Genomic DNA, 19,198 nt, shown 5'->3' with positions numbered 1-19,198 from the left:
GCGGGCGGGGCTGCCGGGGGGAATTGGTTGGCCGGTGGATTCAGTGAAGTGCGATCCTGGATCCGGTATGCCGACATCCACGCCCCCCTCTCCGTCCTTCGACGCTCTGCGCGAGCGCCTGCCCGAGCTGATGCTGCGCGACCAGCAGCGGCTGGGGCGGCGGCTCGACGGCGCACGCAAGATCCGCAAGCCGGAGGCGCGCGAGGCGGTCCTCGCGGAGATCTCCGCGGCCATGGACGACTCCGAGCTGAAGGTCGCGTCCCGCCGCGAGTCACGGCCCGCGATCACGTATCCGGAGCAGCTCCCGGTCAGCCGCAAGAAGGACGAGATCCTCGAGGCGATACGGGACCACCAGGTCGTGATCGTCGCGGGTGAGACCGGTTCGGGCAAGACGACGCAGATCCCGAAGATCTGCATGGAGCTGGGCCGCGGCATCCACGGCGTCATCGGCCACACCCAGCCCCGCCGGCTCGCGGCACGTACGGTCGCTGAGCGCGTCGCCCACGAGCTGAAGTCACCGCTGGGCGAAGCCGTCGGCTGGAAGGTCCGCTTCACCGATCAGGTGGGGGAGAACACCCTGGTCAAGCTGATGACGGACGGCATCCTGCTCGCCGAGATCCAGCAGGACCGCGAGCTGCGGCAGTACGACACGATCATCATCGACGAGGCGCACGAACGCAGCCTCAACATCGACTTCCTGCTCGGCTATCTCGCGCAACTGCTGCCCAGACGCCCGGAGTTGAAGGTCGTCATCACCTCCGCCACGATCGACCCGGAGCGCTTCTCCCGGCACTTCGGCGATGCGCCGATCGTCGAGGTCAGCGGGCGTACGTACCCCGTGGAGGTGCGCTACAGGCCGCTCCTGGAGGAAGACTCCGACGAGAAGGACCGCGACCAGACCACGGCGATCTGCGACGCGGTCGACGAGCTGCAGTCCGAGGGCCCCGGCGACATCCTCGTCTTCCTCTCCGGCGAGCGTGAGATCCGGGACACGGCGGACGCACTGGAGAAACGCATCGCCGGCAAGGGCCGCACGGCGGGCGCGGGAGCCGGCGGCGGCACCGAGATCCTCCCCCTCTACGCCCGCCTCTCCCACGCCGAGCAGCACCGCGTCTTCCAGAGCCACCACAACCGCCGCGTCGTACTGGCCACGAACGTCGCGGAGACCTCCCTCACCGTCCCCGGCATCAAGTACGTCGTGGACCCGGGCACCGCCCGCATCTCCCGCTACAGCCACCGCACCAAGGTCCAGCGGCTGCCCATCGAGCCGGTCAGCCAGGCCAGCGCCAACCAGCGCAAGGGCCGTTGCGGCCGTACGTCCGACGGGATCTGCGTCCGGCTCTACTCCGAGGAGGACTTCCTCTCCAGGCCGGAGTTCACGGACGCCGAGATCCTGCGCACGAACCTCGCCTCCGTCATCCTCCAGATGACCGCGGCCGGCCTCGGGGACATCGAGAAGTTCCCCTTCATCGACGCGCCCGACCACCGCAGCATCAAGGCCGGCGTCCAACTCCTCGAAGAACTGCACGCGTTCAGCGCCTCCCCCGCGTCCCGCACCTCGAAGGGCGGCAGCCGCCTGACCGGTACGGGCCGCAAGCTCGCGCAACTGCCCGTCGACCCGCGGCTGGCGCGCATGGTGCTGGAGGCCGAGCGGAACGGGTGCGTGCGCGAGGTGATGGTGATCGTCGCGGCCCTTTCCATCCAGGACCCTCGCGAACGCCCCTCGGACAAGCAGCAGCAGGCGGACCAGCAGCACGCGCGCTTCCGCGAGGAGGGCAGCGACTTCCTCGCCCTGCTGAATCTGTGGCGCTATGTGCGCGAGCGGCAGAAGGAGCTGTCCTCGTCCGCCTTCCGCCGCATGTGCAAGGCGGAGTTCCTCAACTACCTGCGCATACGGGAGTGGCAGGACATCTACGCGCAACTGCGCCAGGTGGCCAAGGCGATGGACATCCTTCCGGCCTCGTCCTCCCAGGAGGCGCCGGCCGACGCCGTGCACCAGTCCCTGCTGGCCGGTCTCCTCTCCCACATCGGGCTCAAGGACACCGACAAGAACGAGTATCTGGGCGCGCGCAGCGCGAAGTTCGCGGTCTTCCCCGGCTCGTCGCTCTTCAAGAAGCAGCCGCGCTGGCTGATGTCCGCCGAACTCGTGGAGACGTCACGGCTGTGGGCCCGCGTCAACGCCAAGGTCGAGCCGGAGTGGATCGAGCCGCTCGCGGAGCACCTGGTGAAGCGCACGTACAGCGAGCCCCATTGGGAGCAGAAGCAGGCGGCCGTGATGGCGTACGAGCGCGTGACGCTCTACGGGGTGCCGCTCGTGGCGCAGCGCAAGGTCAACTACGGGCGCATCGACGCGGAGACGTGCCGGGACCTGTTCATCCGGCACGCCCTGGTCGAGGGCGACTGGCGCACACACCACCGTTTCTTCCATGACAATCGCAAACTCCTCGACGAGGTCGAGGAGTTGGAACACCGCGCGCGCCGCCGCGACATCCTCGTCGACGACGAGACGCTGTACGACTTCTACGACGAGCGCGTCCCCGAACACGTCGTCTCCGGTGCCCACTTCGACTCCTGGTGGAAGAAGCAGCGGCGCGAGGACCCGGACCTGCTCAACTTCGAGAAGTCGATGCTCATCAACGAGCAGGCGGAGGAGATCAGCCGCAGCGACTACCCGGACGTGTGGCAGCAGGGGCAGCTCACGCTCCGCGTGACCTACCAGTTCGAGCCCGGCACGGACGCGGACGGCGTGACCGTGCACGTCCCGCTCCAGGTGCTCAACCAGATCACGCCGGCCGGGTTCGACTGGCAGATTCCCGGCCTGCGCGAAAGCCTCGTCACCGAGCTGATCCGCTCGCTGCCCAAGGCCGTCAGGCGGCACTACGTCCCGGCCCCTGACTTCGCCGCGCGGTTCCTGCGCGTAGCGACTCCCGGGGAGGACCCGCTGACCGCCACGCTCGCCCGCGAGTTGCGGGGAATGGTCGGAGTGCCCTTCGAGGCCGGCGACTTCGACCCGGAGAAGGTCCCCGACCACCTCAAGGTCACCTTCCGGGTCACGGACGAACGGCGCCGCACCCTGGCCGAGTCCAAGGACCTGGAGGAACTGCAGCACCAGCTGCGGGACAAGACACAGGCCGCCATCGCCCGGGCATTCGAGTCGTCCGCACGCGCGCAGCGGAAGGAGGCGGGGGAGCAGGACACGAAGTCGCCGTCCGCACAGGAGCCCGCGCCCGCGCCGGGGTCGGGCGACGCGGCACCGGCTCTCTCCTCACGCACGGGCCTGACCGAGTGGACGATCGGCTCCCTTCCCCGCGTCTTCGAGACGCGTCCCCGTGCGTCGGGCGGGAAGGGCCCGGTCGGCGCCCAGCCCGTGAAGGCCTACCCGGCGCTGGTGGACGACGGCGACTCCGTCTCCGTCCACCTCTTCGACACCGAGGCCGAGCAGCAGCAGGCCATGTGGCGCGGGACGCGCCGGCTGATCCTGCTCAACATCCCTTCCGACCCTGCCAAGTTCGCCGCCTCGAAGCTGTCCAACCCCCAGAAGCTCGCCCTCTCCCGGTCCCCACACGGCAGCGTGCAGGCGCTGTTCGAGGACTGCGTCACGGCCGCCGCCGACCGGCTCATCACGGGGCACGGAGGACCCGCCTGGGACGAGGAGGCCTTCCGGAAGCTTTTCGACGCCGTACGTACGGACCTGGTCGACACCACACTCAAGACGGTCAAGCAGGTTCAGGAAGTGCTGGCCGCCTGGCACTCGTGCGAGACGCGTCTGCGCGGCGTCACGAGCCCTGCCCTCGCGGATTCCGCCGAGGACGTCCGCCGGCAGCTCGCCGACCTGGTCAGCCCCGGCTTCGTCACACGGCACGGCGCGGCTCGGCTACCGGACATGCTGCGCTATCTCGTCGCCGCCGACCGCCGCCTCCAGCAGATGCCGAACAACGCCGAACGCGACCGCACACGGATGGCCAAGGTCAAGGAGATGCAGGACGAATACCTGTGGCTGCTGGAGCAGTTCCCCCGAGGGCGGCCCGTGCCGCAGGCGGCGCTGGAGATCCGCTGGATGATCGAGGAACTGCGCGTCAGCTACTTCGCCCACGCACTGGGCACCGCCTACTCCGTCTCGGACAAACGCATCATGAAGGCGGTGGATGCGGCGGCGCCTCAGCGGTGACGAGCCCGTCGCACAACGTGAGTTCGCGCCGCTCGGCGGGCTGCTGTAGAGTCTCGCTCGCGCCTGCTCGCCGGGTGCACGCAAGGTCCTGTGGAGCAGTTTGGAGTGCTCGCCACCCTGTCAAGGTGGAGGCCGCGGGTTCAAATCCCGTCAGGACCGCAGAGGAAGCAGAAGAAGATCGAGTCAGCGCCGCAGCCCGTCCCCGTACGCAGGGGGCGGGCTGCGGCGCTGTGGCACCGGAACGGAACCGTCTCAGCGGCGCCCTGAGGGGCGCCTACACGGCTCCCAGGCGCAGCGGCGGCACTGACACCCCGTCAGCCCCGTCCGAGCCGTCACAAGCGCTCTCAGCGTCTCCTCCGGCGGTCCGTGCGCCGTGCCCGGTGCTCCGTGCGCCCCCACCTGGGTTCCTTGACGGCGAACCGTCCGGCCGGTACTCCTCGAAAGGGAGGTGGGGCATCAATGGGGACAACTCCGCGCAGCTCTCGGCCACATGAGACGAGGGCACTCCTGCGCGCTCACCTGGCGGCGGCCACCCGCTACCGGCACGTGACGCGCCACTGCCCCGTCTGCCACAGGCTGCTGCGCCTGGCGATGGAGCACGCGGCGGAGGGGCCCACGGGCGGGCCCGCGGAGTGAGCCGACGGACCACGGCGGTCCCGCGCCGGGCCGGCACTCACGTCGGCCGAGTCCAACTAGTCAACACCCGTTCCGCATAAGGGCGTTCGGTGATGTGCTGTGAAGCTGCAGCAAACCGGGCCCAGGAGGCCGTCGCAATATCGGAGAGTGATCGTTCTCCACAACCGGCATCCGATGTGACAGGAGTCACGGCCTCTGTTCCGGATGTGTGGGAACTTACGCCCTTCTCACCACCCGCCAATTTAATATGTGCAATTGCACTACGCCCCATTGGTGTCCGCGGCGGTCCGCACGAGGCGTAGCCGGCACGCCAACTCCCCCTCCCGAAGCGCCAGTCGGACCCCCGTCGACCACGCGGTTCCCGCTCACCGGAGGGTCCGTCCGGATGCGGCAGATCCGGGCACGACCAGTCCGGGCACGGCAGATCCGGGCACAAAAAGATCGCGCCGGACCCGGCGGAGTCCAGCGCGATCAACGATCAAGCGCCGTTGGGGACAGCGGCCTGATGTCTGTTGCCTCGGGCGCCGATCGGGAATGAGGGCCCCGAATGCGCCCGGATATGCAGTTATTTCGCCTGATCAAACTTCACTGCGCTGCTGCGGGATGCCCGCCAGCAGTGCGCGCACCTCCGCCTCGCGGTATCGGCGATGACCACCGAGCGTGCGGATCGACGTGAGCTTGCCTGCCTTTGCCCAGCGTGTGACCGTCTTCGGGTCCACGCGGAACATCGTGGCAACCTCCGCCGGGGTCAACAGCGGCTCGGCATCAGGGGTGCGAGCGGTCATGAGCGGCCTCCTCGAAGGAACCGAACCTTACGGTTCTTTCCCAAAATTCTGCACCTTGGCCCGCGATGCCCGATATGGACGTACGCGAGCCGAGTCGGTTATAGGACGAACGGCTTGTCCTCGGCACTACAACTACACCATCTGTCCAGCCACGTCGGCCAAACCGATGGAATTGCCCTCTGAGGTGGTGAACCTCAACGGATGCCGATGGACCAGCCCATAGCGGACAGTCACCCCACCGTGACGATCAGTCACAGGGTGACTTACTGGCACCAGCCCCACCAAGGTGGGCAATACCGATCTTTCCGGCCACAGTTGGATGGAAGGAGCCCCCGTCGAACTCCTTGTCCTATTTTGACACGAGGGAGCGCTCTGAGAGCAAGGCCCAAGAAAGTGCTGTCCGTCACGCTTGAGGCTTTGGCCCCTTTCGGGACCTTGGTCCTGGAGGTCCGTGACGTGCACCACCCCGTAGGCCCCGGACCGCGTTCAGTTCACGAACACAACCGTGTACGTGAACCCCACGGACCGAACCCGCGTTGTCAGTTGGCGAACTGCAGTTCTCTCACAGCCCGCCAGCGGTCCGTGAGCCGCTCGTAGGCGACGCCGGCCCGCTCCCCGTCCCCTGCGCGCAGTGCCGCGATGCCCTCCGCCACATCCGCGGCGGAGTCGTCGTCGGCAAGCTGCTCCTCAGAGATCGCGTGCGCCAGACCGCCGTAGTCCAGTTCGACGAGGGACCGAGGATGGAATTCCTCCAGCCACCGGCCCACGTCGACCAGGCCGTCGACGAGCGGCCCCTCCTCCAACTCCTCGCGGAGAACCTTCAGGCCACGAGCGAGGCGGCGCCTCGCCTGCACCATCGGGGTGCGATAGCGGAGGACGGACTGCTGAACGCTCTCCTCACCGCTTCCGGGCTTCGCAAACTCTTTCTCTTCCGAAGAAAAAAGAACGAACCATCGCACGGGTACGTGCCACAGCGCCGTGCGGATCCACGGACGGGCATCGGGATTGCGGGTCAACCAGCGCTCATAGTCCGCCGCGGCCTGTCGGCGGACGACCGGCGGCACGGCCGCGTCCAGCACCGTCTGGGGCATCGCGACCTCCTGCTCGCCCGCCGCCTGGGACAGGGCCGCAAGCGCCTGCCAGCCGCGCAGCCGGGTCCGCCAGGGGCAGACGCAGACGACTCCGTCCACCTCCGCCACGAAGGCGTCCGCGCTCTCGCGCACGGGCACGGCCACCGGCGGCACCGGAAGCAGATCGGCCAGCGAACGCCTCAACTCGTCCTGGGCGGTGGGCACCCGGTCCCGCTTCGCGTACCGCACCCAGTGCGCCCGCTCCGGTTCGGGAAACGCGGCCAGTGGCTCGTACACCCGCAGATACGCCGCGTACGGGACGATGACCGACGCCTGCTGACCCACGCGTTCTCCTCCAGATTTCACGAAAAACGGCTCCGGCAGGAGCCCCGGCCCGCGCCCTGCCGGGCGGGCCCCGAGGACAGTTGACTACCACCGATCGTGGCACCGCAACGATCCGGCCGCGCGCAGGTCGTACCCTGCTGTCGACCGGCCCTCCCCGCCGTCCTCGCCACAAGCCCGGACGGCGACCAAGAGGGCGTACAACCCGACATCAGGAGTCACCACCGTGGCTGACGTACGTCCCTCCCCGCAGCACACCTCGGCGCCCACCATCAGCGCCGACGGAGCGAGCGGCACAGGGATTCTGCGGACTCTCTTCCGGTCCGAGCTCGGCGGGCACGAGCAAGTCGTGCTGTGCCAGGACCGCGCCAGCGGTCTGAAGGCGGTCATCGCCCTCCACTCCACCGCTCTCGGCCCCGGCCTGGGCGGGACGAGGTTCCACCCCTACTCGGGGCACGAGCAGCCCGAGGAAGCCGCGCTCATGGACGCGCTGAACCTCGCTCGCGGCATGTCGTACAAGAACGCGATGGCCGGCCTCCCCCACGGCGGCGGCAAGGCCGTGATCATCGGCGACCCCGGGAAGATCAAGACGGAGGAGCTGCTCCTCGCCTACGGCCGCTTCGTCGCCTCGCTGGGAGGCCGCTACGTCACGGCATGCGACGTGGGCACGTACGTGCAGGACATGGACGTCATCGCCCGTGAGTGCCCCTGGACGACGGGGCGATCCCCCGAGCGGGGCGGAGCGGGCGACTCCTCGGTGCTCACCGCTTTCGGCGTCTTCCAGGGCATGCGCGCCAGCGCACAGCACCTGTGGGGGGCTCCCACGCTCCGCGGCCGTACGGTCGGCATCGCGGGGGTCGGCAAGGTCGGCCACCACCTGGTGGAGCACCTGCTGGAGGACGGCGCACGCGTCGTGGTCACCGACGTACGCCCCGAGACGATCGAGCGGGTGCGCTCCTCGCACCCGGATGTGGAGGCCGTGGCGGACGCCGCCGCACTGGTCCGCTTCGACGGGCTCGACGTCTATGCGCCCTGTGCCCTCGGCGGAGCGCTCGACGACGACACCGTCCCGGTCCTGACCGCCAAGGCCGTGTGCGGGGCCGCCAACAACCAGCTGGCCCACCCGGGCGTGGAGAAGGACCTCGCCGACCGCGGGATCCTCTACGCGCCGGACTACGTCGTGAACGCGGGCGGCGTCATCCAGGTCGCCGACGAGCTCCTCGGCTTCGACTTCGCACGTGCCAAAGCAAAGGCTGCAAAGATCTTCGACACCACGCTTTCGATCTTCGAACGTGCCACGACGGACGGCGTACCGCCGGCGGCGGCTGCGGACCGGATCGCAGAGATGCGTATGGCGAGCGGCAGGCCGGGCGGTGAAGGCTCAGAGGAGTCCGGAAGCTGAGCCTGTCGGGGGTCTTCTCACGGCCCCTCGGCGGGTCGACACTCGGACGCACGGTAAAATGAGAGCTGACCAGCGAAGAGAGAGCCACCGGACGCGTCTGCCGGCGGCCGTGTCGTACGGGCGGCGTACCGTACGGCCACGGAAGCAGGTACCGTTGAAGCCCTACGGGCCGGTCTCTCCTTCGAGGGTCCGCTCTGAATTGTGAACGCGTGTCAAGACTCTGGGGCCGTCGAGCCCCGTCGTTGAGGGGGTCGAGCCATGGGGCGCGGCCGGGCCAAGGCCAAGCAGACGAAGGTCGCCCGCCAGCTGAAGTACAACAGCGGTGGGACGGACCTTTCGCGCCTGGCTGAGGAGCTGGGCGCATCGACGTCGAACGAGCCGCCGAACGGCGACCGCTTCGAGGACGATGAGCATGACGACGACCCGTACGCACAGTACGCGGACGTGTACAACGACGAGGAGGACGAGGGCGAGTCCTCCGACTCTTCGGCGCAACGGCGCCGGAGCTGACGTCCACAGATCCCTGCCCGGTCCGGCTGATGCCGGACCGGGTTCTGTGCTGTTCCAGGACGTGCGCGTGCGGCTGGTGTCAACAACCGCGACAGGTCCGGGAGGCCGGCCTGGTCGTCGCTTCCACCCGGCTCACCGCCGTCGCCGAGGTCACGCGGCATAGTCACCTGTGAGCGTCACGGCTTCGCCGCCCGCCGGGCGTTCGGTGATCTCCCCCGCCACCCAGGCTTCGACTCCGCGGTCGGTGAGGGTGGCGAGCGCCACTGCTGCAGACTCCTGCGGTACGACGGCGACCATGCCGACGCCCATGTTCAGGGCGCTCTCCAGTTCAAGGCGCTCGATGTCCCCGGCCCGGCCGACCAGATCGAACACCGCACCCGGCGTCCACGTCCCGCGGTCGACGTGCGCCTGCAGTTCGTCGGGCACCACCCGCGCCAGGTTGCCCGCGAGTCCACCGCCGGTGATGTGCGAGAAGGCGTGCACCTGCGCCGTACGCGTCAGGGCGAGGCAGTCCAGCGAGTAGATCTTGGTGGGCTCCAGCAGCTCCTCGCCGAGGGTGCGCCCGAACTCCGGCACATGCCTCTCCACGGCCCAGCCCGCCCGCTCGAAGAGCACGTGCCTGACCAGCGAGTACCCGTTCGAGTGAAGGCCGGAGGAGGCCATGGCGATCACAGCGTCCCCCGTACGGATACGATCCGCGCCCAGCACCGCATCGGCCTCGACGACGCCGGTGCCGGCGCCCGCGACGTCGTACTCGTCGGGGCCGAGGAGGCCCGGGTGCTCGGCGGTCTCGCCGCCGACGAGGGCGCAGCCCGCCAGGACGCAGCCCTCGGCGATGCCCTTGACGATCTGGGCGACGCGCTCGGGGACGACCTTGCCGACGCAGATGTAGTCCGTCATGAAGAGCGGTTCGGCGCCGCAGACCACCAGGTCGTCCACGACCATCGCCACCAGGTCGTGGCCGATACTGTCGTGCTGGTCCATGCGCTGAGCAATGGCGACCTTCGTGCCGACGCCGTCGGTGGCAGAGGCCAGCAGGGGCCGCTCGTAGCGCTTGAGCACGGATGCGTCGAAGAGCCCGGCGAAGCCGCCGAGCGTGCCCACCGACTCGGGGCGCTGGGCCTTCCTCACCCACTCCTTCATGAGCTGGACGGCGCGGTCGCCCGCCTCGATGTCCACGCCGGCGGCCGCGTAGGTGGCGCCGGAAGATTCAGCAGGCTCGGCAGGCATCGTGGTCGGCTCTCTCAGGTCGTGGGGGCATGCGGGCCGGCATGGTCGGACCGGCTACGGGCGTCGCAGGGCGTCGGTGCCGCCGACCCCCGCGGTGAGGCTGCCGACGCCGTCGACATCGGGCACGGAGGCCCGCTCGGTGCCGGGTTCACCGGCTGCGTGCCCGGCGCCCGTCGAGTCCGGTTCACGCAGGTGCTTGCCCAGCAGTTCGGGGTCGGGCAGCGGCATCGGGTACTCGCCGTCGAAACAGGCGCGGCACAGCTGCGACTTGGGGATCGTCGTCGCCTCGGTCATGCCGTCGATGGAGATGTACGCCAGGGAGTCCGCCCCCAGGGACTTGCCGATCTCGTCGACGGTCAGGCCGTTCGCGATCAGCTCGGCTCGGGTGGCGAAGTCGATGCCGAAGAAGCACGGCCACTTGATGGGCGGGGACGAGATCCGCACATGGACCTCGGCGGCACCCGCCTCGCGCAGCATCCGCACCAGCGCGCGCTGAGTGTTGCCGCGGACGATGGAGTCGTCCACGACCACGAGGCGCTTGCCGCTGATGACCTCCTTCAGCGGATTGAGCTTCAGACGGATGCCGAGCTGCCGGATCGTCTGGCTCGGCTGGATGAACGTGCGGCCCACGTAGCTGTTCTTGACCAGGCCGCTGCCGTACGGGATGCCGCTCGCCTCGGCGTAGCCGATCGCGGCGGGGGTGCCGGACTCCGGTGTCGCTATGACCAGGTCGGCGTCGGGGGCGGGCGCCTCCGCGGCGAGCTTGCGGCCCATCTCGACGCGGGAGAGATAAACGTTCCGCCCGGCGATGTCGGTGTCCGGACGGGCCAGGTAGACGTACTCGAAGACACAGCCCTTGGGTTTCGCTTCCGCGAACCGGGTGGAGCGGAGGCCGTCCTCGTCGACGGCGATCATCTCGCCCGGCTCGACCTCGCGGATGAAGCTCGCACCCACGATGTCCAGCGCCGACGTCTCGCTCGCGACGACCCAGCCGCGCTCCAGCCGGCCGAGGACGAGCGGCCGCACGCCCTGGGCGTCGCGGGCCGCGTAGAGGGTGTGCTCGTCCATGAAGACGAACGAGAAGGCGCCCTTCACCTGGGGCAGCACGACGGGGGCCGCCTGCTCGACGGTGAGGGGGTTGCCGTCCTCGTCGGTCTGGCCGGCGAGGAGGGCGGTGACCAGGTCGGTGTCGTTGGTGGCCGCGACGCGCGTGGCACGGCCGTTGTTGCCCGTCGCCTGCTGGGCCACGAGGTCCGCGAGTTCGACGGTGTTGACCAGGTTGCCGTTGTGGCCCAGCGCGATCGAACCGTGCCCGGTGGCACGGAATGTGGGCTGCGCGTTCTCCCACACGGACGCGCCCGTCGTCGAGTAGCGGGCATGGCCCACGGCGATGTGGCCGCGGAGGGAGCCGAGGGAGGTCTCGTCGAAGACCTGCGAGACAAGGCCCATGTCCTTGAAGACAAGGATCTGCGAGCCGTTGCTGACTGCGATGCCCGCGGACTCCTGCCCGCGGTGCTGCAGCGCGTACAGACCGAAATACGTGAGCTTCGCGACCTCTTCCCCGGGGGCCCAGACTCCGAAGACGCCGCATGCGTCCTGGGGGCCCTTCTCGGAGGGAAGCAGATCGTGACTGAGTCGTCCGTCACCACGTGGCACGACACCGAGTCTAGGACAGGAGGCGCGTTGCTCCGAATCGGGGACACCCCCGCCGAATCGGGTGACATCACCACTACCTGGGGTTACCAGGCAACAGGGGGACGGAGGGTGGTCGTCCGCTCGATGTCGCGCCTCACGCCGACTCGTCCGGCTCCGGCATTCCCGCCTCAGCCGAGCAGTGGCAACAGGCCGCTGAGGTCGGCCCGTTCGCCGCTCGCGGAGACCGCGGCAGCCGTGCGGGCCTGCTCCCAGCCGACGCGTCCGGTGGCGAGCCTGATCCACGTGAGCGGATCGGTCTCGACGACGTTGGGGGGCGTGCCCCGCGTGTGCCGCGGCCCTTCGACGCACTGGACGACGGCGAACGGCGGCACCCGCACCTCGACCGAGGACCCCGGAGCCTTCACGGCAAGGGCGTCGGTGAGCACCCGTACCGTGCCGGCGAGCGCCTGCCGGTCGAAGGTGACGGCGGTGCCGGTGGCGCGGGCCAGATCGTCGCTGTGGACGACGAGTTCGACGAGCCTCGTCACGGTGAAGTCGAGCATCCGCATCGCCCCGGCGCCGTGCGGGATGAGCAGGTCGCCGCGTACCGCCGACTCCAGCACGGGTTCCAGTTGTGCCACGGCGTCGTCGATGCGGGCGGCGCCGCCACGGGCCGCGCGGTCGGCCTCCTCGCGGGTCTCCAGGTCCAGTTCCGCGGCGGCGCCGGCCGTGGAGAGCGCCCAGGTCGGCAGGTCCACCTCGGGGGCCGCCGCCTTCGACTCGGGCCCGGCGAGGAAGCGGGGCACCGCGTCGATCTGCAGCGCGATGTGGACGAGGAGACGGTGCACGTCCCAGCCGGGCAGCCCTGACGGGCGTGCGCGCTGCTCGTCGGTCAGCTCGTGCGCGGCGGCCGCGACGGCCTCGACCTGGCCGATGAGTGCCTGGCGGACACGGGCGGGGTCGTAGTTGCGCCTTGCGGGGGCCTTGCTGCGTTTGGCGGGCGGCATGGTCAAGAGGTTAGAGGCTGGAGGGACGGCCGGTGAGCGGAGCCTGCCAGGTCACCCGCAACCCGGCAGGTCCCCCGGCCCCGGTCGTGATCCCGGCCACGATTTACGCCGTGCTCTCCCTGGCGACCAGGCGGTGCTCGGCGTGCAGCGTCGTGTGCGGTGCCTCCGGGTCCCCCGCGATGCGGGCGAGCAGGGCCTCGACCGCGAGATGGGCCACCTGATGCTTGTCGGGCGCGACCGTGCTGAGGGAGGGGACGCTGAACCCGGTCTCCTCGATGTCGTCGAAGCCGATCACCGCGATGTCGCGCGGCACGGTGCGACCCGCGTCGTACACGGCCCGCACGACACCCGAGGCGAGCAGGTCGGAGAAGCAGAAGACGGCGTCCGGCGGCTCGCGCAGCGCCAGCAGTCCGCGCATGGCCGTCCTGCCGTCGGTACGGGTGAACGCGGGCACGAGGGGAGTGAGCTCCGGCTCGTGCGGCAGGCCGGCCGACTCCAGGGCCTTGAGATAGCCGCGCGCACGCTGCTGCGAGGTCGTGAAGAGCGGGTCGGACTGGAAGCCGACGGCGGCGATGCGGCGCCGGCCGCCCGCGATCAGATGCGCGGTGGCCTCCTGCGCGGCGAGGACGTTGTCGATGAGCACGTGGTCGGCGGGCACCTCGTAGTCGCGCTCGCCGAGCAGGACGAGGGGGACGCGGCGTTCACGGCGCGCGAGCGTGGCCTGGTCGAGCCGCTGGGGGGAGAGCAGCACGCCGTCGATGAGCGGGTCGGACAGGCCGCAGGCGACGCGCAGTTCGGCCGCGGGGTCGCCGCCGGTGTCCTCTATCAGGACGGAGACGTCGTGCTCGCGTGCGGCGTCGATCACGGCCTTGGCGAGTTCGGCGAAGTAGGGCTGTACGAGCTCCGGCACGGCGAGGGCGATGACGCCGCTGCGGCCGGTGCGCAGATGGCGGGCCGAGGCGTTGGGACGGTAGTCCAGCTCCTGGATGGCGCTCAGTACGCGCTGACGGGTGGGCTCGGCGACTCGCACATTGCCGCGTACGACGTTGGAGACGGTCTTGATCGATACGCCCGCCCGTTCGGCGACGTCCTTCAGCCTCGTCCCGGCCATTCCGCTCCCCTCGTACGGGCTGCTACGTGCCCGCCCCCCTCGTCGCGCCCTCGGCCTGCCGCTCGGCACCGGGCGGCCTCGGCGCTCGGCCGGCCGCCGGGGCGGCGGCGCGCGCACACGCTCCGGGGCGCCCAATGCCGTACACGGCGGACAGAAGCCCCTCCGATGTGTTGACGACAGACTAGCGGCATGAGTACAACGTTGGAACTTCGCTTCCGGCAAGCCTGCCTGGGGCGAGACCCGCTTTCCGTCGATCAAGCGTCCAGCCGCCGCACGGCTCCACGCAGAGCACGAGCGTGGCGTTGTGTTCGGACCGACCGGCCCGACCGTTGCCCTACTCATGTTGATCCCGTACGTCACAGGCATTGCCGTGACCGAACAGGATCGCTATCTTCCCATCGAAATACCGCACGTTGAACGATATTTCGAACAGACCCCCCGACGCTGAATGGGCGTGGTGCGTGTGCATGGCAGGAGGAGGTTCCTCGGCGCCGTGGGTTCGCTCACGGCCGCGGGAGCGCTCGGCGGGTGCAGCAGCCCGGTCGGGCAGGCGTTCACGGGCTCCGCGGGTCCGGCGTCGCTGCTCAATTTCTGGCACCCGTTCACCGGCGGCGACGGCGCACAGCTGGTGACGATGCAGAGCGGCTACCGCAAGTCCAGCCCCGACGTCGAACTGAAGTCGACCACGCTGGTCTGGGGCTCCCCGTACTACACGAAGCTCACCCTGGCGACGCTCGGCAACCGCCCGCCCCAGGTCGCGATCACCCACGTCTCCCGGCTGCCCACGCTCGCCGCCTCCGGACTGCTGCGGGAGATATCCCGCTCCGAGCTGGACGAACACGGCCTGAAGCCGGACCGGTTCGCCAAGGGAGCCTTCGAGTCGGCGCAGCACGGGGGCAAGCTCTACGCGCTGCCGCTGGACACCCACCCGTTCGTGCTCTACTACCGCACCGACGTCGCGAAGAAGGCCGGGCTCCTCGACGACAAGGGCCAGCTGACGGACGTCGACGGGCCCGACAAGTTCCTCGACGCGATGCGGGCCGCCAAGGAGGTCACCGGCGTCTGGGGCGGCTCCATCGCCACCGTCAAGGACCCTGCCACCTGCTGGCGCCTCTTCTGGTCCCTGTACCGGCAGCTCGGCGCCGACCTGGTCACCGACGGCGGCCGGAAGGTCGTCATGGACGTGGGTGCCGCGGAGGAGGCACTCGCCTTCATCCGGCGCATGTCGGCGGAGAAGCTCATCCCACCCGGCGCGGACGGCGACGGCGGCGCGATCACGCTGCTCACCTCGGGCAAGGCCGGGTTCCTGATGGACGGGGAGTGGCAGCTCCTGGCCGTCAAGGGAGCGGTGAAGGACAAGTTCGACATGCGCACCTTCCCGCGGATCTTCCGCGACGCCCCGTACGCGTGCGCCGCCGACTCGCACGCCTTCATCCTGCCGAAGGCACCGTCCGAGAAGGCCCAGCGGGCCGACCACGCACTGGACTTCTCCCGCTCGATGCTGGAGGCGAGCCTCGACTGGGCCAAGGGCGGCCACATACCGGCCTGGCAGCCGACGGCGAACTCCGACGCATACCACGAGCTGCTGCCGCAGGCGCACTACGCCGACGCGGCCGACGGAGCGGCGTATGACCCGGCCGCCTGGTACTCCGGCGCGGACAGCAACCTCTACCGGCGCTTCAGCGACGTCGTCGCCTCCGTCGTGGGCGGGCACACCCGCCCGGGTCCCGGCGCGACACGCATGCTCGCCGCCGCGAAGGATCTGGCAGGGATGGAGGCACCCGTATGAGCACGGGTACGAGCGTGCACCTGGGCGCCGGGACCGGCGTACCGGCATCCGCAACAACCGCCGGGTCCACCCGGTGGACGGCGTCCGGGATGCTGCTCCCCTTCGGCGCCTTCTACGTGATGTTCCTCCTGGGCCCGCTCCTCTACACGGCGGTCGCGGGCTTCTTCAACGACAGCCTCGTCAAGGACGGACCCGGCAAGTGGGTCGGGACGGCGAACTACGCGGAGGCGCTCGGCTCCCCGGAGTTCTGGTCCAGCCTCGGCCATACGCTCTGGTTCACCGTGCTGACCACGGTGCCGCTGATGCTGCTCGCCCTGACGCTGGCGCTGATGACGGACCGCTTCTCGCGCGGCAAATGGTTCTTCAGGCTGGCGTTCTTCGCCCCGTTCATGCTGCCGTCCTCGGTGATCGCACTGCTCTTCATGTGGATCTACGCGGACCAGATCGGGCTGGCGCAGGGCGCGGTCAAGTTGCTCGGTGTGCAGGCGGCGCCCTCATGGCTGGGCGACCCCAACTGGGCGATGATCTCGATCGCCGTCGCGACGATCTGGTGGACGATCGGCTTCAACTTCGTCATCTACCTGGCCGCGCTCCAGGAGATCCCGCGGGACGTGCACGAGGCCGCCGCGATCGACGGCGCGGGCCCGTGGCAGCGGATCCGGCTCGTGATCGTCCCGATGCTGGGGCGTGCGACCACGCTGGTGGCGGTGCTCCAACTCGTCGCGTCGCTCAAGGTCTTCGACCAGATCTACATGATGACGAACGGCGGCCCTGACGACGCCACCCGGCCGTCGCTGCTGTACATCTTCCAGACCGGCTTCACCGACGGCCGCGCCGGCTACGCCTCGACGGTCGCACTGCTTCTCTTCCTGATCATCCTGCTGATCTCGCTCGTCTGGTTCGCGCTGATCCGGCGCACCGAGAAGGAGGTCTGAGCACGATGACGACCCTCACCCCGGCGGCGAGCCGCACCACCACGGAGGCGGCACCCTCCGAGCCCCGCCGCAAGCGCACCGACTCGGAGAGCCTGTTCAACCGCGTCACGCTGGGCGTGCTCATCGCCCTCGCGCTGCTGTGGCTGGTCCCGATCGCGTGGGCCCTCGCCACATCCCTGCGACCGCCCAACGACATCGCCACGAACCCGACATCGTGGGTGTCGGACAACCCGACTCTCTCCTCGTACCAGGAGATCCTCTCGGCCGGGCGCATCCAGTACTGGTACCTGAACAGCTTCATCACCTCGTCGCTGACGACGCTGCTCGCGGTGTGCACCACGTCCCTGGCGGCCTTCGCGCTGTCCCGGCTGAAGTTCCGCTACCGGCGACCGGTTTTCCTGGTCATCCTCGCCGGCGTCATGATCCCGCCGCAGCTGCTGATGATTCCGCAGTTCCTGACGCTGCAGTCCACCGGGATGCTCAACACGTACTGGGCCGTGATCCTGCCGCAGGTGCCCAACGTCGTCTCCGTCTTCGTCTTCAAGCAGTTCTTCGACGGCATCCCCGTCGAACTGACGGACGCGGCGCGCGCGGACGGCGCGAGCTGGCTGCGGATCTACTGGCAGATCGTGATGCCGCTGTCCCGTCCCGCCATCTCCGCGGTGACGATCTTCGTCTTCGTGTGGTCCTGGAACAACTTCCTCTGGCCGCTGCTGGCCGTCACGGACCCGCAGATGATGACGCTGCCCGTCGGCCTCAACTCCGTACAGGACGCCTTCGGGCTGCCACAGGCCCAGCTGATGGCCTCGGCGGTTCTCGGTGCCCTGCCGCTGCTGACCGTCTTCCTCTTCTTCCAGCGGCGGATCGTCGAAGGCATCGCGGGCACCGGCCTGAAGTGACAGCGGCGCAGCGCCCGTTCATGAGCGAGCCCGGACCAGGAACAGCACCGAGAGAGGCACCCACCGCATGACCGAACAGCCCGCCGGCACCGCCCGCGTCACCATCGACCCCGACTTCACCCTCGGCACCGTGGACCCCCGCGTGTACGGGACATTCGTCGAGCACATGGGCCGCTGCGTCTACACGGGCATCTACGAGCCGGACCACGACACCGCCGACGAGCACGGCTTCCGCGGCGACGTGGCAGAGCTCGTACGCGAGCTGGGCACGCCCCTCGTGCGCTACCCCGGCGGCAACTTCGTCTCCGGCTACCGGTGGGAGGACGGCATCGGCCCGGCCACGGAGCGCCCCCGCCGCCTCGACCTGGCCTGGCGGAGCCTCGAGTCCAACCAGGTCGGCACCGACGAGTTCCTCGGCTGGGCCCGCCGCCAGGACCTCGAGCCGATGATGGCCGTCAACCTGGGCACCCGCGGCATCGACGCGGCCCGCGCCCTCGTCGAGTACTGCAACATCCCCGGCGGCACCGCCTGGTCCGATCTGCGGGTGAAGCACGGCGTACGCGATCCGCACGGCGTGAAGCTGTGGTGCCTGGGCAACGAGATGGACGGCCCCTGGCAGACCGGCCACAAGACGGCCACGGAGTACGGGCGCCTCGCCGCCACCGCCGGCAAGGCGATGCGCCAGGTCGACCCGTCCATCGAGCTTGTGGCGTGCGGCAGTTCGAACGCGCGGATGCCGACGTTCGGCGAGTGGGAGCGGCAGGTCCTGCACGAGACCTACGACGAGGTCGACTACCTCTCCCTGCACGCCTACTACGAGGAGACCGAGGGCGACCGGGCCAGCTTCCTCGCCAGCGGCGCCCAGATGGACGCCTACATTTCCGACGTCGTCGCCACCGCCGACCATGTGCGGGCGGTGCGCCGCTCCTCGAAGCGGATGATGCTCTCCTTCGACGAGTGGAACGTCTGGTACCAGTCCCGCTTCCCGGGCGAGCGCGCGCTGCCGCTCGAGGAGCGGCCCCGGCTCATCGAGGACACCTACAGCGTTACGGACGCGGCCGTCGTCGGCTCCCTGCTGATGACGCTGCTGCGTCACGCCGACCGGGTCCCGGTCGCCTGCCTCGCGCAGCTCGTCAACGTCATCGGTCCGATCCGCAGCGAGCCGGGCGGCGCCAGCTGGCGGCAGACCACCTTCCATCCCTTCGCACTGACGGCCCGGCACGCCCGGGGCACCGTGCTCCGGACCGAGGTGTCCGGGCCCGTCGTCGAGACACCTCGGTACGGGGCCGTCCAGGCGCTCGACACGGCCGCCACGCTCGACGAGGAGACCGGCGAGCTGACGGTGCTGGCCGTCAACCGCGACCAGGAGCAGCGTCTGGGCCTGCGGGCGGCGCTCCGCGGGCTGGGGGCGCCGTACCGCGTCGTCGAGCACCTCCTGATCGCCGACGACGACCCGGACGCGGTCAACACGCAGGCCGAACCCGAGCGCGTCACGCCGCGGCCCGTCCCGGAGACGGCGGTGAGCGCCGAGGGCGAACTTGAGGCTGTGCTGCCGCCCGTCTCCTGGAGCTTGATCAGGCTGACGCCGGAACGGTGACGGGTCCCGAGCGGTAGGGCTCCGGAGCCGTGCGGGCTCCGGAGCCGAGCGGACGCGGGTCCACCCACGTGCGGTGCGGCCC

14 protein-coding genes and 1 tRNA gene are annotated in these 19,198 nt (G+C 69.7%); 9 read left to right on the top strand and 6 right to left on the bottom strand.

What is annotated here, in order from left to right:
* Positions 1–67: 67 nt before the first annotated feature.
* The 3 genes from hrpA to I004_RS39920 all read left to right on the top strand — a co-directional run bounded on the left by hrpA (position 68) and on the right by I004_RS39920 (position 4,804).
* Positions 68–4,168: an ATP-dependent RNA helicase HrpA gene (hrpA, locus tag I004_RS0123920; protein WP_028437573.1), complete on the top strand. Its 4,101-nt coding sequence runs from the start codon at positions 68–70 to the stop codon at positions 4,166–4,168.
* A gap of 84 nt (positions 4,169–4,252) precedes the next feature.
* Positions 4,253–4,327, top strand: a tRNA-Asp gene (locus I004_RS0123915).
* Positions 4,328–4,627: 300 nt separating this feature from the next.
* Complete coding sequence (locus tag I004_RS39920) at positions 4,628–4,804, top strand: DUF6274 family protein (protein ID WP_199779455.1); 177 nt, start codon at positions 4,628–4,630, stop codon at positions 4,802–4,804.
* Positions 4,805–5,382: 578 nt separating this feature from the next.
* Here the strand turns inward: I004_RS39920 and bldC are convergent.
* A complete protein-coding gene (gene bldC, locus I004_RS0123905; RefSeq protein WP_027749187.1) occupies positions 5,383–5,589 on the bottom strand; it encodes a developmental transcriptional regulator BldC in 207 nt (68 codons plus the stop codon).
* A 539-nt stretch (positions 5,590–6,128) separates the two neighbouring features.
* Positions 6,129–7,004 (bottom strand): DUF8083 family protein, encoded by an 876-nt coding sequence (locus I004_RS0123900; protein ID WP_028437572.1) that lies wholly within the window; start codon positions 7,002–7,004, stop codon positions 6,129–6,131.
* Positions 7,005–7,272: 268 nt separating this feature from the next.
* On the opposite strand from I004_RS0123900, the gene I004_RS0123895 reads away from it, so the two are divergent.
* Complete coding sequence (locus tag I004_RS0123895) at positions 7,273–8,403, top strand: Glu/Leu/Phe/Val dehydrogenase dimerization domain-containing protein (protein WP_028437571.1); 1,131 nt, start codon at positions 7,273–7,275, stop codon at positions 8,401–8,403.
* A 258-nt stretch (positions 8,404–8,661) separates the two neighbouring features.
* Positions 8,662–8,913 (top strand): DUF3073 domain-containing protein, encoded by a 252-nt coding sequence (locus I004_RS0123890; protein WP_028437570.1) that lies wholly within the window; start codon positions 8,662–8,664, stop codon positions 8,911–8,913.
* A gap of 150 nt (positions 8,914–9,063) precedes the next feature.
* Here I004_RS0123890 and purM read toward each other — a convergent pair whose 3' ends face one another.
* From purM to I004_RS0123870, 4 genes are all read right to left on the bottom strand, one after another.
* Positions 9,064–10,143, bottom strand: coding sequence for a phosphoribosylformylglycinamidine cyclo-ligase (purM, locus tag I004_RS0123885; RefSeq protein ID WP_028437569.1), 1,080 nt, complete (start codon positions 10,141–10,143; stop codon positions 9,064–9,066).
* A gap of 54 nt (positions 10,144–10,197) precedes the next feature.
* A complete protein-coding gene (gene purF / locus I004_RS0123880; protein WP_028437568.1) occupies positions 10,198–11,799 on the bottom strand; it encodes an amidophosphoribosyltransferase in 1,602 nt (533 codons plus the stop codon).
* Positions 11,800–11,966: 167 nt separating this feature from the next.
* The gene (locus I004_RS0123875) at positions 11,967–12,785 is read right to left on the bottom strand and encodes a maleylpyruvate isomerase family mycothiol-dependent enzyme (RefSeq protein WP_028437567.1); all 819 of its coding nucleotides are present in this window, start codon (positions 12,783–12,785) and stop codon (positions 11,967–11,969) included.
* 103 nt (positions 12,786–12,888) lie between these two features.
* Entirely contained in the window at positions 12,889–13,896 is a 1,008-nt protein-coding gene (locus I004_RS0123870) for a LacI family DNA-binding transcriptional regulator (RefSeq protein WP_028437566.1), read from the bottom strand.
* A gap of 493 nt (positions 13,897–14,389) precedes the next feature.
* Here I004_RS0123870 and I004_RS35710 point away from each other — a divergent pair, with 493 nt between their 5' ends.
* From I004_RS35710 to arfA, 4 genes are all read left to right on the top strand, one after another.
* Positions 14,390–15,685: an extracellular solute-binding protein gene (locus I004_RS35710; protein WP_051345364.1), complete on the top strand. Its 1,296-nt coding sequence runs from the start codon at positions 14,390–14,392 to the stop codon at positions 15,683–15,685.
* Positions 15,682–16,620, top strand: a complete 939-nt coding sequence (locus I004_RS0123860) for a carbohydrate ABC transporter permease (protein WP_028437565.1) — start codon at positions 15,682–15,684, stop codon at positions 16,618–16,620. Before I004_RS35710 ends, I004_RS0123860 begins: the two co-directional genes overlap by 4 nt.
* Before the next feature lie 5 nt (positions 16,621–16,625).
* The gene (locus I004_RS0123855) at positions 16,626–17,519 is read left to right on the top strand and encodes a carbohydrate ABC transporter permease (RefSeq protein ID WP_028437564.1); all 894 of its coding nucleotides are present in this window, start codon (positions 16,626–16,628) and stop codon (positions 17,517–17,519) included.
* Positions 17,520–17,586: 67 nt separating this feature from the next.
* Positions 17,587–19,116 carry an arabinosylfuranosidase ArfA gene (gene arfA / locus I004_RS0123850; protein WP_028437563.1) on the top strand — a complete coding sequence of 510 codons (1,530 nt, stop codon included), beginning with the start codon at positions 17,587–17,589 and terminating at the stop codon, positions 19,114–19,116.
* Positions 19,117–19,198 lie beyond the last annotated feature (82 nt).

This window comes from Streptomyces sp. TAA486 (assembly GCF_000426165.1).
The sequence above is the reverse complement of the archived record's forward strand: the minus strand, read 5'-3'. Positions and strand labels throughout refer to the sequence as shown.

What these genes read in the sequence shown, in the direction of transcription:
- hrpA (WP_028437573.1), top strand. Translation starts at nt 68, where the DNA reads ATGCCGACATCCACGCCCCCCTCTCCGTCCTTCGACGCTCTGCGCGAG.
- purM (WP_028437569.1), bottom strand. Translation starts at nt 10,143, where the DNA reads ATGCCTGCCGAGCCTGCTGAATCTTCCGGCGCCACCTACGCGGCCGCC.
- arfA (WP_028437563.1), top strand. Translation starts at nt 17,587, where the DNA reads ATGACCGAACAGCCCGCCGGCACCGCCCGCGTCACCATCGACCCCGAC.
- I004_RS0123860 (WP_028437565.1), top strand. Translation starts at nt 15,682, where the DNA reads ATGAGCACGGGTACGAGCGTGCACCTGGGCGCCGGGACCGGCGTACCG.
- I004_RS0123875 (WP_028437567.1), bottom strand. Translation starts at nt 12,785, where the DNA reads ATGCCGCCCGCCAAACGCAGCAAGGCCCCCGCAAGGCGCAACTACGAC.
- bldC (WP_027749187.1), bottom strand. Translation starts at nt 5,589, where the DNA reads ATGACCGCTCGCACCCCTGATGCCGAGCCGCTGTTGACCCCGGCGGAG.
- I004_RS0123870 (WP_028437566.1), bottom strand. Translation starts at nt 13,896, where the DNA reads ATGGCCGGGACGAGGCTGAAGGACGTCGCCGAACGGGCGGGCGTATCG.
- I004_RS0123890 (WP_028437570.1), top strand. Translation starts at nt 8,662, where the DNA reads ATGGGGCGCGGCCGGGCCAAGGCCAAGCAGACGAAGGTCGCCCGCCAG.
- I004_RS0123855 (WP_028437564.1), top strand. Translation starts at nt 16,626, where the DNA reads ATGACGACCCTCACCCCGGCGGCGAGCCGCACCACCACGGAGGCGGCA.
- I004_RS39920 (WP_199779455.1), top strand. Translation starts at nt 4,628, where the DNA reads ATGGGGACAACTCCGCGCAGCTCTCGGCCACATGAGACGAGGGCACTC.